12 protein-coding genes are annotated in these 15,030 nt (G+C 67.8%); 5 read left to right on the top strand and 7 right to left on the bottom strand.

Translation table 11 applies throughout. The features are described from left to right. From SSKA14_RS17720 to SSKA14_RS17700, 5 genes are all read right to left on the bottom strand, one after another. Positions 1-837, bottom strand: coding sequence for an alpha/beta fold hydrolase (locus SSKA14_RS17720; RefSeq protein ID WP_008266311.1), 837 nt, complete (start codon positions 835-837; stop codon positions 1-3). Between the two features lie 79 nt (positions 838-916). After that, the gene (locus tag SSKA14_RS17715; RefSeq protein ID WP_008264671.1) at positions 917-2,296 is read right to left on the bottom strand and encodes an ATP-binding protein; all 1,380 of its coding nucleotides are present in this window, start codon (positions 2,294-2,296) and stop codon (positions 917-919) included. Beyond that, the gene (locus tag SSKA14_RS17710) at positions 2,293-2,976 is read right to left on the bottom strand and encodes a response regulator (RefSeq protein ID WP_008265770.1); all 684 of its coding nucleotides are present in this window, start codon (positions 2,974-2,976) and stop codon (positions 2,293-2,295) included. The genes SSKA14_RS17715 and SSKA14_RS17710 overlap by 4 nt, the downstream gene beginning before the upstream one ends. A 132-nt stretch (positions 2,977-3,108) precedes the next feature. After that, positions 3,109-4,227: a metallophosphoesterase gene (locus SSKA14_RS17705; protein WP_040008333.1), complete on the bottom strand. Its 1,119-nt coding sequence runs from the start codon at positions 4,225-4,227 to the stop codon at positions 3,109-3,111. A gap of 73 nt (positions 4,228-4,300) precedes the next feature. Then, complete coding sequence (locus SSKA14_RS17700) at positions 4,301-4,750, bottom strand: helix-turn-helix domain-containing protein (protein WP_008265499.1); 450 nt, start codon at positions 4,748-4,750, stop codon at positions 4,301-4,303. Between the two features lie 78 nt (positions 4,751-4,828). Between SSKA14_RS17700 and SSKA14_RS17695 the strand changes: the two genes are divergently transcribed. Continuing rightward, positions 4,829-6,034 carry an MFS transporter gene (locus SSKA14_RS17695; protein WP_040008330.1) on the top strand — a complete coding sequence of 402 codons (1,206 nt, stop codon included), beginning with the start codon at positions 4,829-4,831 and terminating at the stop codon, positions 6,032-6,034. Positions 6,035-6,036: 2 nt separating this feature from the next. Here the strand turns inward: SSKA14_RS17695 and SSKA14_RS17690 are convergent, their stop codons facing one another. Beyond that, on the bottom strand, positions 6,037-7,449 hold the full coding sequence (locus tag SSKA14_RS17690; RefSeq protein WP_040008327.1) for a GGDEF domain-containing protein: 1,413 nt from the start codon (positions 7,447-7,449) through the stop codon (positions 6,037-6,039). Between the two features lie 287 nt (positions 7,450-7,736). Between SSKA14_RS17690 and SSKA14_RS17685 the strand changes: the two genes are divergently transcribed. Beyond that, positions 7,737-9,986, top strand: coding sequence for a TonB-dependent siderophore receptor (locus SSKA14_RS17685; RefSeq protein ID WP_008267193.1), 2,250 nt, complete (start codon positions 7,737-7,739; stop codon positions 9,984-9,986). Positions 9,987-10,165: 179 nt separating this feature from the next. After that, positions 10,166-11,146 (top strand): cation diffusion facilitator family transporter, encoded by a 981-nt coding sequence (locus SSKA14_RS17680; protein ID WP_008267216.1) that lies wholly within the window; start codon positions 10,166-10,168, stop codon positions 11,144-11,146. A gap of 37 nt (positions 11,147-11,183) precedes the next feature. Here SSKA14_RS17680 and nfi read toward each other — a convergent pair whose 3' ends face one another. After that, positions 11,184-11,858, bottom strand: a complete 675-nt coding sequence (gene nfi, locus SSKA14_RS17675) for a deoxyribonuclease V (RefSeq protein ID WP_040009782.1) — start codon at positions 11,856-11,858, stop codon at positions 11,184-11,186. 94 nt (positions 11,859-11,952) lie between these two features. On the opposite strand from nfi, the gene gpmA reads away from it, so the two are divergent. Together gpmA and SSKA14_RS17665 are read left to right on the top strand one after the other, a co-directional pair. Further along, positions 11,953-12,702: a 2,3-diphosphoglycerate-dependent phosphoglycerate mutase gene (gpmA, locus tag SSKA14_RS17670; protein WP_040008326.1), complete on the top strand. Its 750-nt coding sequence runs from the start codon at positions 11,953-11,955 to the stop codon at positions 12,700-12,702. A gap of 212 nt (positions 12,703-12,914) precedes the next feature. Further along, positions 12,915-15,014 carry a M13 family metallopeptidase gene (locus tag SSKA14_RS17665; protein WP_008267411.1) on the top strand — a complete coding sequence of 700 codons (2,100 nt, stop codon included), beginning with the start codon at positions 12,915-12,917 and terminating at the stop codon, positions 15,012-15,014. Positions 15,015-15,030: the final 16 nt, after the last annotated feature.

The following is a 15,030-nucleotide window of genomic DNA, read 5'->3' as shown; positions in this document are numbered from 1 at the left end:
TCAGGCCACCGCCTTGAGCACGCCGCTGCGTTCACCGATCTCGGTGAAGAAACGCGCGCTGCGGCGGATGACGTCGCGGCGTTCGCGGTCGATGGTGATCATGTGGTAACTGTCCTCCAGTACCACCAGTTCCTTCGGACCGCTGACCCGCGACATCACCAGTTCGGCATTGCCCATGCTGGCCACATCATCCTCACGGGCGTGCATCACCAGGCAGGGTGCGGTCACCTGGTGCAGGTGGCGGCGGGTCCAGTGGCTCAGTGCACGCATTTCGGCCAGGGCATGCCAGGGGTTGCCCGGAAGGCCGGCGGCGGCGCTGTCGCCGGACAACATGGCGGCGCTGACCTGCGCACGCAGGCGCTCGTCACGCAGGCCGTACGGGGGTTCTTCCATGAACATGCGGTCGCGGCCGATGTTGAAGCGCTTGAACCACGGCAGCAGGAACGACAGGCGGGCCACGGCCGGGATGTTCCAGCCGTCGTAGCGGAAGGTGGCGCCGTATACGCCGACACCGGACACCCACTCGGGGCGGCGCGCGGCCAGCGCCAGCGACAGCACCGCGCCCATCGAAAGCCCCCCCACGAACAGCTGGTCGACTTTGCCGCGCAGCTCGGCTGCCGCATCTTCCACGCCCTGGTACCACTGTTCCCAGGTGGTCGCCAGCAGGTCATCCACGGTGCCGCAATGGCCGGGCAGCTGCACACCGTGCACGGTGAACCCGGCGTTGTTCAGGCCCTTGCCCAGCATGCGCATTTCCGCCGGGGTGCCGGTCAGGCCATGCACCAGCAGCACGCCCTGCGGGCCACCGGGGAGGAAGAAGTCGTGCGATTCGGTCACCTGGCGGCTCCGGGACGGCAGTGGGGATGGCAGGATCGCAAGCGCGATTTTCACCAGCCTTTCAACGCCCCGGGCCGGGTCAGGGGGCCTTCAGCAGCGGCAGCGTGATGGCCACCTTCAGCCCGCCGCCGGGCCGGTTGAGGAAGGCCAGGCGCCCGCCGAAGTGCTCCACCGCCTCATGGGCGATGGCCAGCCCCAGCCCGGTGCCGCTGGCGGTGGTGCCGGGGGCACGGAAGAAACGTTCGCCGAGCCGGGGCATCACGTCCTCGGGCACGCCGGAGCCGTTGTCTTCCACATACAGTTCGACGTCATTGTCATCCAGCGCGTGCACGCCGACCGTGACGGTGGCATCACGGCCGGCATAGCGCAGGGCGTTGTCGATCAGGTTGTCCAGTGCCTCCTGCAACATGGCGCCGTTGCCGAGCACGCGCAGCGGCTGGTTGCCGCCGCGGTAGCCCAGGTCGATGCCATCGCGGATCGCCTCCGGCACGCGCATGCCGACCCATTGCGGGACCAGTTCACACAGGTCCAGCGCTTCCACCGTGTCCGGCACGGTCTGTGCCCGGCTCAGCGCCAGCAGCTGGGTGCTGACCCGCGCGGTGCGCTGGTTGAGGCGGCGGATGTGCTGCAGGGCTTCGCGCACGGTGTCCGGGTCGCCATGCGCCAGCGCCTGGTCCACGTGCAGGGCCATGCCGGCCAGTGGCGAACGCAGCTGGTGGGCGGCATCGGCGATGAAGCGGTTCTGCAGGGTGATCATCTCGGTCTGGCGTGCGAACAGATCGTCGATGGTGCTGATCAGCGGCTGGATTTCCTCCGGCACGTCGGCATCGGAAATCGGCGCCAGTTCGCCGCGACGCTGCGCCAGGCGGGTCCGAAGCGGGGTCAGGATGCGCAGGCCGTAGGTCACGCCGAACCAGACCAGCGCGGCGGTGCCCAGCGCCAGCATGGTCATCAGCGGGATGATGATCATCAGGATCTCGCGCGCGCGCTGGCGGCGGTCGGCCATGCTTTCGGCCACGGTCACCGCCAGCTGGTCCTGCGGATCGTTCATCGCCTGGGTGCAGACGGTGGCCATGCGCACCTGCTGGCCGTTGAGATTGCCGTCATACAGCGCCGGATGCACGCCCGCACAGTCCTGCGAGGGCGCGTAAGGGCTGAAGTCGGCGTTGCCGCTGAGGGTGCCCTTGCGGCTGCTGTCGACGTTGAAATAGCGATGGCCGTCGGGATCGTATTCGATCAGGAAGCGCGCCTGCGGTGACAGGTCGCTGGTCACCGGCATGGTGCTCAGCATCTGCGCGAACGAATGCGTATCGTCGATCAGGTTGCGGTCGTGGATGCGGTTGGAATAGTCCAGCGCAACGTAATAGGCCAGGATCGTATTGAAGATGAGCAGGCCCAGCATCGGCAACGCCAGGAAGGCGAGCAGGCGCCGGCGCAGGCTGGGCGGTCCACTGATCACGGGGCGCTGTCGTCCTGCGCGTCTTCCAGCATGTAGCCCAGCCCGCGCACGGTGCGGATGCCCATGCCACCGGGCTGCAGCTTGCGGCGCAGGCGATGCAGGGCGATGTCCAGGCCGTTGTCGGTCAGGTCCTGGCCCCAGTCGCACAGCGCTTCCACCAGCTGCGCGCGCGAGACGATGCGCTCGGCGCGTACCGCCAGAGCCGACAGCAGGCCGAACTCACGTGCGGTCAGCTCCAGCGACTGGTCATCGATCCACACCCGGTGACCGGCCAGGTCCAGGCGCAGGCGGCCGATGCGCAGGTCCGGGTTGCCGTTGCTGGTGACCCGGCGCAGCTGTGCACGCACGCGCGCCTCGAATTCGTCCAGCGCGAACGGCTTGACCAGATAGTCATCGGCACCGAGGTCGAGTACGCGCACGCGCTCAGCCAGTCCGTCGCGCGCGGTCACCACCAGTACTGCCAGGCCATCACCGCGCTGGCGCAGGCGCTGCAGCACATCGCGGCCGTCCAGCTGTGGCAGGCCCAGGTCCAGCACCAGCAGCGCGTACTGGGTGGAGCCCAGCGCAGCATCGGCGTGCGCGCCATTGTCGACGTGGTCGACCACATGCCCCTGCCGGCGCAACGAGGCGCACAGGCCGGAGGCGATGTCCGGGTCGTCTTCAGCAATCAATACGCGCATCCGCGGGGGCTCCTGTAACGGTCAGGCCCGCCGGATGGACGGGGTGGGCCTCTCGGCTGCCGAGGGTAGCCGCAAACCGGGTGAAGGTGGAGCAGCACGACACGGCGGGCCGCCGCCGCGCTGTCCCGCCATTCAGTCCTGCAGGCCGGGTTCGCCCGGTGCCAGCGGCACCCGTGAGCCATCCAGCAGGCCACGGCTGAGCGCGCCGTTTTCGATGAACAGCAGCTCGCCGTTCTCGCCGTTCTTGATGCTGCTGTCGATCGCGATCACGCGGTCGCCATGGAAGCTGCTGACATGTGGCATCGAGGTATGGCCGACCACGATGCGTTTCAGTTGCAGGCGGTCCAGCACCGCCTGCACGCCCGCGGTGTCGAGGCGCCCGTCGAAATAGCCGCGGTACCAGATCGGGCTGGTCTTGCCGTCATACAGCGGCGCGGTGGCGGGGTCGGCCTTCACTTCGGCCTTGGGCAGGCCCAGCGAGGCCTGGTAGGCCGCATTGGTGCGCACCGGGTCCAGCGCCAGTGCCACCGCCTCGGGTGAGATGCCGCCATGCAGGAACAGGGTGTCACCGATCTTCAGCAGCACCGGGCGGGTGCGCAGCCACTGGCCGATCACCGAATCGGGACCGTACAGCTGCGGGTAGCTGCGGCCGAGCAGCTGCGCGCTGCGCAGGTACTTCGGGTTGACGTAGCGCAGGTCGTCGTACAGCACCATGGTCTCGTGGTTGCCGAGCACGAAGTGCACCGCGCCACCGGCAGCGGCGGCCTGCTGCTGAAGGCCATACAGCAGCCAGAACGCTTCGGTCACCTGCGGGCCGCGGTCGAACACATCACCGGCGATGACCAGGGTGTCCTTGCCCATTGCCCAGCGGTCCTGGGCATCGATGACCTTGTTGGCGCGCAGCAAGCGCACCAGCAGCCCGTACTGGCCGTGTATGTCGGACAGCGCCACGATGCGTGGCACCGCCGGCAGCACGGAGACCGAGGGCGCAGTGGGTGCGGCCACGTGCACGGTGTGCGCGTACCCGCAGCGTGGCGCGATATCGGTGCCTATTGCGCTGCTGGCCAGCGTGCGCGACTCGACCTTGTCGGCGCAGATCCACTTGGCCTGCAGCTGGTTGCCCTGGCGGAACACATAGGGGCCATCGGCCTCTACATGGGCGGCCGGTGCGGCGACCTCGCGGGCCTGCAGGGTTCCCGTGGCGCAGGCCAGCAGCAGGGCGGTCGACAGGAAGGGGCGGTAGCGCGACATCGGCGGCATCCAGCGGCGGAAAGGCCTGATGCTACCCGGCATGGCCGTGCCGTGGTGTGCGCGAATGGGCGGATCAGGCCACGCGCCCATCGTCCTTGAGCTTGCGCACGCGGGTGGCGGCAGCCTGCAGCGGCTGGCCATCGCGCCCACGCGGCTGCATGTAGGGCAGCGGCCGCCGTGTGCTCGATTCGATCAGCTGCGAATGCGCTTCGCCGGACTCGAAGCGATGGCGCTCGCCCCATTGGCGCAGCGCGACCAGCAGCGGGAACAACTCCAGTCCGGCGGCGGTGAGCACGTATTCCTGGTAGGCCGATCCATCGGAGGCCGGCTGTAGCTGCAGGATGCCGGCCTCGACCAGCCTGCGCAGGCGATCGCTGAGGATGTTGCGCGCCGCGCCGAGGCTGCGCTGGAAGTCGCCGAAGCGGCGGACGCCATCGAAGGCATCGCGGATGACCAGCAAGGCCCATCGATTACCGAGCAGATCGGCGCTGCGGGCGACGGGGCAGGGGCTGTCAGCGTGCATGGCGGGCATCTCCGAATGTGGTTGCAGTTTAAAACCAATGCCGTTAGCCTGCATCAAGTTTTAATTTGCAACCACATCATGAAGGCCGAATCCATTCCACGTTCGCTGCTGGTCCTGCTGGCCGTTGCCGCAGGCGCCAGCGTCGCCAACGTCTATTACGCCCAGCCTCTGCTGGACCGGCTGGCACAGGCGTTCGCGCTGGATCGCGCGGTGGCGGGCGCGGTGCTCGCCGCTACCCAGGCTGGCAGCGTGCTGGCCCTGCTCGGACTGCTTCCGCTGGCTGACCGCGGTGACCGCCGCCGGCTGCTGCGATTGCAGCTGATGGCACTGGTGGTGGCGTTGGTGTGGCTGGCGGCGGCACGCAGCGCAGTGTGGCTGCTGTCGGGCATGCTGCTGGCCGGGCTGCTGGGCACGGCGCTGACCCAGGGGTTGATCGCCTATACCGCCACGTTGTCGCCGCCCGAGCAGCGCGGTCGCAGCGTGGGTGTGGTGCAGGGGGGAGTGTTCATCGGCCTGCTGCTGGCGCGCGTGCTATCGGGCGTGGTGGCGGCCAGCGCTGGCTGGCGGGCGGTCTATCTGCTTTCAGCGCTGGTGATGGCAGCCCTGGCAGGCGTGCTGTGGCGGCGGCTGCCGGCGGTTCCGGTGCCAGCGATACCGCCACGCTGGTCTGCGCTGCTGCGCTCGATGCTGGGCATGCTGCGGCGGGATCGAGCGCTGCGCGAGCGTGGTCCGCTGGCGCTGCTGCTGTTTGCCGGCCTCAATGTGTTCTGGGCAGCGGCGCCGCTGCCACTGTCGGCACCGCCGTTGAACTGGTCGACCGCCGCCATCGGTGCCCTCGGCCTGGCCGGCGTGCTCGGCGCGCTGATGGCGGCGCGTGTGGGGCACTGGATGGATCGTGGCTTCGCCCATCGGGTCAGCCTCGGCGCGCTGGTGTTGATGCTGCTTGCCTGGTGGCCGCTGCTGGGGCTTCAACAGTCGGTGTCGCTGCTGCTGCTGGGCGTGGTCGTGCTCGACCTCGGCGGGCAGGCACTGCACGTGTCGAACCAGGCCTTGCTGCTGCGCGCACCGGCGGAACAGCATGGGCGCCTGGTGGCGCTGTACATGCTGTTCTACGCGGTAGGCAGCGGCATCGGTGCGGCGGCCGGGCCGTGGGTGCAGGCCCGGCATGGCTGGGCCGCGGTGTGCCTGCTGGGGGCGGGCATCGCAGTGCTGGCGCTGCTGTGGTGGGGATGTGGCGCATACCGCGGCGTGCCCCTGCGGAGCGACACGCCCGCCCGGCGTTGACGCTACCGCTGCAATGCGCGCCGCCCCGGCGCCTCCCGCAGCGCGTCGCTGGCCACCACCACGCGGTTGCGGCCGCTGCGCTTGGCCTCGTACATCGCAGCGTCGGCACGCGCCATCAGCCGCTCGTAATCCGGGTGGCCGTCATGGCCGGCCACGCCGATGCTGGCGGTCAGTGCCAGCACCTGCCCATTGGCCAGGGCCACCGACGACTGTGCGATCTGCCGGCGCAGGCTTTCGGCAATCACTTCGGCCTGCGATTCGCTGGCCGCGACCAGCACCACCACGAACTCTTCCCCGCCATAGCGGAACAGATAATCGCTGCCGCGGGTGAGCTGGCCGAGCAGGCCGGCCACGTGCTGCAACGCGCGGTCGCCGGCATCATGGCCGTGGCCGTCGTTGATGGCCTTGAAGTGATCCAGATCGAGCAGCAGCAGCGAGAACGGCGTGTGGTTGCGCGTGGCCAGCTCGATCTCCCTGCGCAGTACCGTCGGCAGGAAACGGCGGTTGAGCAGGTTGGTCAGGGCGTCGCTGCCGGCATCCAGTTCGCCGATGCGCTCGAACAGCAGTGTCATCAGCGTGCGGATGGCGGCCAGGTCTTCGCGGATGACAGGCAGCACCGCCAAGCGTTGTGCGGCATCGCTGTTCGCGCGCTGCAGGTTGTCATCGATGCGTGCCATCAGCTGCCCGACCTGCTGGGTCTCGCTGCTTTCGCCGAAGCTGGGGATGCCCTTGTGGGTGAACCACAGGCCGAACTCGGAGGTGGCCAGGCTGGCACTGTCACTGCCCTGCACGTGGCCGGCCAGGGCGTACAGCAGGGCGTTCTCCCAATCCAGCAGCAGGGCGCGTTGGCGCTCGCGTTCGGTGCTGACGTTCTGCACCAGCGAGAACAACCGGTAGGCCGCATCGGCACGGGTGGAGCGTTCCCGCGCGTGGGTGTAGGCCAGGGTCATGCCTTCCATGGCGATGTCCATGATCGCGCTGAGGCAGTCGATGGCGGCGAAGGCAGTGGCGCTGTCGGGCGCGGTGTCGCGCAGGCGCACGAACAGTTCGTGCTTGAGCACGCGCGCACCACGGGTCACCAGGTCGACAGGAATGCCGACCCGTGCGTGCACATCGCCGATCACCCGTTGCGAGGCCACGGTGGTGGCGACGCCGGCGGCGTCGGTGGTCAGCAACTGCACCAGCCAGCGCTGCATGGCCGGTTGCAGGCGCTGCTTGACCTGCTCGTGGGACAGGAAGCGGCGTGCACGTGCATCCTGCAGCAGCACTTCGTAGAAGCGCTGGGCCAGCGCGGGTGGGGTATTGGTGGCAGCGGCGCGCAACAGCGCGGTGGCGGCCGCGCCGGCCTGTTGCAGGCAATGCTGCCACGCCTCGGCCAACGGCTGGCTGGCATCGTCCAATTGGGGTGATTCCACGTCGATCTCTGGCTGCGTACGGCAAACCACCGGTATCGGCCGTGGTGGCGTGCGGTTGATGGCGGGTTAGCCGGCCAGTTTAAGCGCGATGCAGGACTGACCGGTGCGCAAAGCACATCGCGCCTGCTGCCGCAATGAGTGAACGCATTTGAGAATCAATCGCATTAATGGGAGAATGTGCGCACGGAACGGGCCGCAGGCGACTGCAGCGACGCTCCGCCTCCCCCCTCGTCGTTGCCTCAAGCCCTTTGCCAGAGGCCCCGTTGCCCTGCCAGAAGGTCCAGATCATGTCCCGAGCCGTTGTCCTTTCGCCGCGCCCGCTGGCGCTCGCCGTTGCCGCCCTGCTGGCGGGCAGTGCCCTGACCGCCCAGGCCGAAACCGACGCAACCGATATCGACACGGTGCATGTCACCGCCTCGCAGATCGCGCGGCAGGCGCTGGGCACCTCGACCATCACCGCCGAGGACATCGCCAAGCGCCCGCCGGCCAACGACATCGCCGAGCTGCTGCGTACCATGCCGGGCGTCAACCTGACCGGCAACAGTGCCTCCGGCCAGTACGGCAACAACCGCCAGATCGACCTGCGCGGCATGGGCCCGGAAAACACCCTGATCCTGGTTGACGGCAAGCGCATCGGCGCACGCGATGCGGTGCGCATGGGCCGCAGCGGCGAGCGCAACACGCGCGGCGACACCAACTGGGTCCCCGCGGAGATGATCGAGCGCATCGAAGTGCTGCGCGGACCGGCGGCAGCCCGCTACGGTTCCGGTGCCTCCGGCGGCGTGGTCAACATCATCACCAAGCGCCCGACCGGCGACCTGACCGGTGCGGTCGACCTGTACGGCCTGGTGCCCGAGCACAGCGCCGAAGGCGGCAGCGAACGCATCGGCCTGCAGCTCAGTGGGCCGATGACCGACACCCTGTCGTTCCGCCTGTACGGCAACCTCAACAAGACCGACGCCGATTCGCTGGCGCTCAACCGCCAGTACGCGACCAATCCGAACGCGGTGCCGCCGGCCGGCCGCGAGGGCGTCAAGAACCGCGACGTCAACGCGCTGCTGCGCTGGGACGTGACGGCCGACCAGGTGGTCGAGTTCGAAGCCGGCACCAGCCGCCAGGGCAACATCTACGCCGGCGACCGCGCGGTCAGCACCACCGGCACCTCGACCGGCATCGATCTGGCCGCCTTGGCCGACGGCAAGGCCGAAACCAACCGCATGTATCGCAACACCGGTGCGATCACCCATCGTGGCCGCTGGGGCGACGTGACCTCGCGGGTTACGGCTGCGGTCGAGGCGGTGAACAACTCGCGCATCAATGAAGGCCTGGCCGGTGGCCCGGAAGGCAGCTTCAACGGCACCGACTGGTCGACCTCGCGCCTGCGCAACTACCAGCTGGATGGCGAAGTGAGCTTCCCGACCACGCTGGGCGGCGCCGAGAACATCTGGACGCTGGGCTTTGAATATCTCGACAGCCGCCTGACCGACCCGTATTCGATGAGCCAGTCCAGCAGCAGTGGCGGCGGCTTCCCGGGGCTGTCGGCCGACCGTGCGCGCGGCAAGGCCGATGCGCAGACCACCGCCGTATTCGTCGAAGACAACATCTACCTGGGCGAGCGCTGGATCGTCACCCCGGGCCTTCGCTTCGACCACCACAGCCAGTTCGGCAACAACACCAGCCCCAGCCTCAACGCGCAGTTCCGCATCAACAGCGACTGGGTGGTGAAGGGTGGCATCGCGCGCGCCTTCAAGGCACCGAACCTGTACCAGTCGAATCCGGACTACCTGTACTACACCCGCGGCAATGGTTGCCCGAATGCGTTGCCGAGCCTGGGCGCCGGCTGCTACATGCGCGGCAATGCGGACCTGAAGGCGGAAACCAGCCTGAACAAGGAACTGGGTGTGGAGTGGGCGCCGCAGAGTGGCTGGCAGGCGTCGCTGACCTACTTCCACAACGACTACAAGGACAAGATCCAGGCCGGCTACGACCAGATCGGCCTGACCGCCGATGGCAGGGGCCGCATCTTCCGCTGGGAGAACGCGCCGAAGGCGATCGTGCAGGGCCTGGAAGGCAACCTGGTGATCCCGCTGCTGGGCGAGCAGGGCAACCGCCTGAAGTGGAGCAACAACTTCACCTACATGGTGGAGAACGAGAACAAGACCACGCGCCAGCCGCTGTCGGTGATCCCCAAGTACACGATCAACACCATGCTGGACTGGCAGGCCACCGACAAGCTGTCGCTGCTGCTGACCGGCACCTTCTATGGCAAGCAGAAGCCGGCCACCACCAACATCAACAATGATCCGCGCTGCACCGGCACCTGCGATCCGTCGCTCGCGCTGCAGGACCGCGGGGCCTACAACATCTGGGGCGTGAGCGCGCGCTACAGGGTGACCGAGACGGTCAGCTTCGGCTTCGGTGTGAACAACCTGGCCGACAAGCGCCTGTTCCGCGAGGCCAACAGCAGCGATGCCGGTGCGGCGACCTACAACGAGCCGGGCCGCGCCTACTGGGCCAGCCTGCGCTTCGGGTTCTGACCGGACGTGGACTTCGGTCCGCTGTGATCGCCGGGGCGGGCCTGGCGCCACCGGGCCGGCTCCGGTAGCGCCGGGCCCGGCCCGGTGAGGGACCGCGTGGCCTGCAATGTTATAAACACCGTGATAGTTTCCCCACGCACGCACGCGTAGCCTGCGTCCATCGCAAAGGAGCTGTTGCCATGGGCCACGACCACGATCACCTGCCATCCGAGATCCGCCACGAGAAACCCCTGTGGTGGGCGCTCGGCCTGACCTCCACCTTCCTCGTCGTCGAAGTGGTGGGCGCGTTCTGGACCAACAGCCTGGCGCTGCTGTCCGACGCGGCGCACATGGCCACCGACGCACTGGCGCTGATGATCGCGCTGATCGCGGTGCGCTTGAGCCGGCGCCCGCCCGACGCGCGCCGCACCTACGGCTATGCACGCCTGGAAGCACTGGGCGCGATGATCAACGGCGCGATGCTGTTCGTGGTCGCCGCCTACATCCTGTGGGAAGCCGTCGGGCGCTTCAGCAAGCCGCAGGAGATCGCCTCCACCGGCATGCTGGTGATCGCCTCGGCCGGTCTGCTCATCAACCTGATCTCGATGCGACTGCTGCAGGCGGGCAGTGGCGAGAGCCTCAACGTGAAGGGCGCCTACCTGGAAGTGTGGGCGGACATGCTCGGCTCGGTGGCAGTGATCGCCGGTGCGATCTTGATCCAGGTCACTGGCTGGAAGCCGATCGACCCGATCCTGGCGGTGCTGATCGGCCTGTGGGTGCTGCCGCGCACCTACGTGCTGATGCGCGAGGCGATCAACGTGCTGCTGGAAGGCGTGCCCAAGGGCATGGACGTGGTCAAGGTGCGCGACAGCCTGTCCGGCCATGCCGCGGTGCTGGACGTGCATGACCTGCATGTGTGGGCACTGGCTTCCAGCACGCCGGCACTGACCGCGCACATCGTGATGCGCGACGGCACCGATGCCGATGTGCTGCGCCGTGAACTGGGTGGCCGCCTGCACGATGACTTCGGCATCGAGCATGTGACGCTGCAGATCGAGGCGGACCACTGCGGCGAGGCCTGTGGCGAACCTGCGCCGGCCAAGGGCGGCGAGCACGAGGGCCATGAGGGCCACGACCACGGCGAGGATGCGCAGGGCCATCGCGGCCACGTGCATCGTTGATCGAAATCGAAGGCCGCATCGGGGATGCCTGCTGCAGTCATTCGTCCCGGCGCGAGGCCAGCCGATCCGCCAGCCGGGTCGGCTCCGGCAGGCGGTAGCCATGCAGCGTGCGCTGCACCCAGTCCAGCGCGGTATCCGCGCTGACCCGATGGCCGCCGGCCACGAACAACGGCTTGCAGCGCACCTTGCTGCGCAGTACCCAACCGAGCTGTTCGTCGCCGTCCAGCAGCGGCGTGTGCGCGCCGGCCTCGGCGCCCGGTTCGACGAAGCGGCCCACCAGTTTCGATTTGGCCACGCCGATGCTCGGCAGGTCGGTGACCACGCCCAGGTGCGCGGCGACGCCCAACCGGCGCGGATGGCTGATGCCGTGGCCATCGACGAACACCAGATCGGGTGTGCGCGGCAGCAAGGCCAACGCGGCCAACAACGCGGGCAGTTCGCGGAAACTGAGCAGGCCGGGGATGTAGGGCATCACCGTGGGAATGCGCGCGATCTCCTGCGCGACAGGCCGCAGCGTCGTTGCGTCCAGCAATACCGCAGCGGCGCGGGTGATGGCGCCGTCATCCTCGAAGCCGACATCCAGCCCGGCCAGCCAGCGCACGTTGCGGGGCAGCCGGTCCTGGCGTTCCACCCGGCCGGCCAGCTGAAGCTGCTGCGCGCGGGCGGCGCTGACGCTGCCTTCCCAGCGCCCGGGGTCGATCATCGTATTCATCGGCCACAGCATCGCATGCGTGGCGCCACGGCCCGGTGAGCGACGGCCGGGGCTACAATGGCGGCCTGCCTTTCCTCGCGTTGGAGACCCTGCAGTGACCCGTAAACTCGTACTGTTGCGCCATGGCCAGAGCCAGTGGAACCTGGACAACCGCTTCACCGGCTGGGTCGATGTCGACCTCACCGAGCAGGGACGCCGGGAAGCGGCCGCCGCCGGCCGCCTGATGCGCGAGGAAGGCCTGCAGTTCGATGTCGCCCACACCTCCGTGCTCAAGCGTGCCATCCACACCCTGCAGGGTGCGCTGGCCGAGCTGGAACAGGACTGGCTGCCGGTGAACAAGTCCTGGCGCCTCAATGAGCGCCACTACGGCGGCCTGCAGGGCCTGGACAAGGCCGAGACCGCGGCCAAGCACGGCGAGGAGCAGGTCAAGGTGTGGCGTCGTTCGTACGACATCCCGCCGCCGCCGATGGAGCTGGAAGATCCGGGCCACCCGATCCATGATCGCCGCTACGCCAGCCTGGACCGCAACGCGCTGCCGGGCACCGAATCGCTGGCGACCACGCTGGACCGCGTGCTGCCGTACTGGCACGACGCCATCGCGCCGCAGCTGAAGGACGGCAAGACCGTGCTGGTCACCGCCCACGGCAACTCGCTGCGCGCGCTGTACAAGTACCTCAACAACGTCTCGCGCGAGGAAATCCTCGAGCTGAACATTCCGACCGGCATCCCGCTGCTGTTCGAACTGAACGACGACCTGACCGTGAAATCGTTCCGCTACCTGGGCGACCCGGAAGCGGCGCGCAAGGCCGCCGAAGCCGTAGCCAACCAGGGCAAGGCGAAATAAAGAAGCAGAAGGCCGGCGTAAGCCGGCCTTCGCTTTTGTAGAGTCGAGCCATGCTCGACTGCTCTCCGTGCCACGTTCATGACCGCTGCGGCAAGAGGCGCAGAGCAGTCGAGCATGGCTCGACTCTACAGCGACGGTGCCCTGTGACCTTTGGCCGGTCCCTGCCGCGGGCCTCCCCGGCTACCCTGTGGGATTACCCGCAGGAGAGCCTCATGAACGTCCGCAATCTGGTCCCGCTGGGCCTGACGATCGCCATTGCCGCCTCGCTGGCTGCCTGTGGCAAGAATGAATCCGCGCCGGCCGCCACCGCCGGCACCGATGCCAAGCCGGCCTTCGACCTGTCGCAGATCAAGACGCCGCTGATCTCGCTCAACAGCGCCGATCTGGACCCGTCCATTTCGGCCTGTACCGACCTCAATGGCTTCGTCAACAGCAAGTGGCTGAAGGCCAACCCGGTGCCGGGCGACCAGACCACCTGGGGCAGCTTCGAGATCCTGCGCGAGCGCTCGCTGGAAGTGCAGCACACGCTGGTACAGCAGGCCGCCGCCAGCCAGGCCAAGGCCGGTTCGGTGGAAGCCAAGATCGGTGACATCTGGAAGACCGGCAACGACGAAGCCAGGATCGAGGCCGCCGGCCTGGCGCCGCTGCAGCCGCAGCTGGACAAGATCACTGCGCTGAACGACACCGCCGCCATCACCCGGTACCTGCGCGACAGCCAGGCCGAGGGCAAGGGCGTGCTGTTCTCGCTGTTCGCCAATGCCGACTACAAGGATTCGGCCAACGTCATCGCCTACGTCGGCCAGGGCGGCCTCGGCCTGCCGGAGAAGGGCTACTACTTCGACGATGCGCAGGCCAAGATCCGCGACGCCTACGTGGCCTATATCGCACAGGTGCTGACCCTGTCAGGCGTGGATGCTGCACAGGCCGCCGAGCAGGCCAAGGCCGTGATGGCCTTCGAAACCCGCCTGGCCAAGGCCTCGATGTCGCGCATCGAAATGCGTGACCCGGCCAAGCGCTACAACCCGCTCAGCGCGGCCGACGCCGACACGCTGACCCCGAACTTCAGCTGGACCGCGCTGTTCGACACCCTGAAGGTGCCGGCCGCGCAGAAGTTCTCGCTGGCGCAGCCGGGCTTCTTCGGTGAAATGGACAAGATGCTCGCCGACGTGCCGGCCAGCACCTGGCAGGCCTACCTGCGCTTCCACACCATCGATGATGCTTCGCCGTACCTGAGCAGCCAGTTCGAGAAGGCCAACTTCGATTTCTATGGCACCACCCTGCGTGGCCAGAAGGAAATGCAGCCGCGCTGGAAGCGCGTACTGGAGTCGGTCAACGGCGGCATGGGTGAAGCGCTGGGCCAGCTGTACGTCGACGCCGTGTTCCCGGCCGAGTCGAAGGTGGCCATGCAGCACCTGGTGGAGAATCTGTCGGTAGCACTGAAGGCGCGCCTGGAGCAGCTGCCGTGGATGGGCGAAGAGACCAAGAAGAAGGCATTGGAGAAGTGGGCCAGCTTCACCCCCAAGATCGGTTACCCGGACAAGTGGCGTGACTGGGCGGGCCTGCAGACCAACGGCGACAGCTACCTGGGCAACATGCAGGCCGCGCGCGCGTTCAACTACCGCTACATGCTGGACAAGATCGGCAAGCCGGTGGACAAGACCGAGTGGGGCATGACCCCGCAGACGGTCAACGCCTACTACAACGCCACCAAGAACGAGATCGTGTTCCCGGCCGCGATCCTGCAGGCGCCGTTCTTCGACGCCAAGGCCGATCCGGCGCTGAACTACGGCGGCATCGGTGCGGTCATCGGGCACGAGATGATGCACGGCTACGATGACTCGGGCAGCCAGTTCGCCGCCAACGGCAACTTCGACAACTGGTGGACCGACGCCGACCGCAAGGCCTTCACCCAGCGCACCGACCAGCTGGTCGCGCAGTTCGACGGCTATGAATCGGTGCCGGGCGTGTTCGTGAAGGGCAAGCTGACCCTGGGCGAGAACATCGGCGACCTGGGCGGCCTGACCGTGGCCTACGACGCGCTGCAGATGGCGCTGAAGGAAGACCCGAAGGCGAATGTCGACGTCGATGGCCACAGCCAGGACCAGCGCTTCTTCATGAACTGGGCCACCGTGTGGCGCCGCAACTTCACCGATGGTGAGCTGCGCGTGCGCTTGAACACCGACCCGCATGCCCCGGCGAACTTCCGTGCCAACGGCGCGCCGTCGAACATGCCGTCCTTCGCTGCCGCGTTCCAGTGCAAGGCCGGCGACGCGATGGTGCGTGCCGACGACAAGCGCGTGGTGATCTGGTAATCGATCGCACGTGATG

It is taken from the genome of Stenotrophomonas sp. SKA14 (assembly GCF_000158575.1).
Lineage (GTDB): Bacteria > Pseudomonadota > Gammaproteobacteria > Xanthomonadales > Xanthomonadaceae > Stenotrophomonas > Stenotrophomonas forensis.
This window is presented reverse-complemented; position numbering and strand designations above follow the sequence as displayed.

Bases quoted from the DNA above. Each gene is read 5' to 3' on its own strand.
- SSKA14_RS17710 (WP_008265770.1), bottom strand. From the start codon at position 2,976: ATGCGCGTATTGATTGCTGAAGACGACCCGGACATCGCCTCCGGCCTG.
- SSKA14_RS17705 (WP_040008333.1), bottom strand. From the start codon at position 4,227: ATGTCGCGCTACCGCCCCTTCCTGTCGACCGCCCTGCTGCTGGCCTGC.
- SSKA14_RS17700 (WP_008265499.1), bottom strand. From the start codon at position 4,750: ATGCACGCTGACAGCCCCTGCCCCGTCGCCCGCAGCGCCGATCTGCTC.
- SSKA14_RS17695 (WP_040008330.1), top strand. From the start codon at position 4,829: ATGAAGGCCGAATCCATTCCACGTTCGCTGCTGGTCCTGCTGGCCGTT.
- SSKA14_RS17685 (WP_008267193.1), top strand. From the start codon at position 7,737: ATGTCCCGAGCCGTTGTCCTTTCGCCGCGCCCGCTGGCGCTCGCCGTT.
- SSKA14_RS17680 (WP_008267216.1), top strand. From the start codon at position 10,166: ATGGGCCACGACCACGATCACCTGCCATCCGAGATCCGCCACGAGAAA.
- nfi (WP_040009782.1), bottom strand. From the start codon at position 11,858: ATGAATACGATGATCGACCCCGGGCGCTGGGAAGGCAGCGTCAGCGCC.
- SSKA14_RS17665 (WP_008267411.1), top strand. From the start codon at position 12,915: ATGAACGTCCGCAATCTGGTCCCGCTGGGCCTGACGATCGCCATTGCC.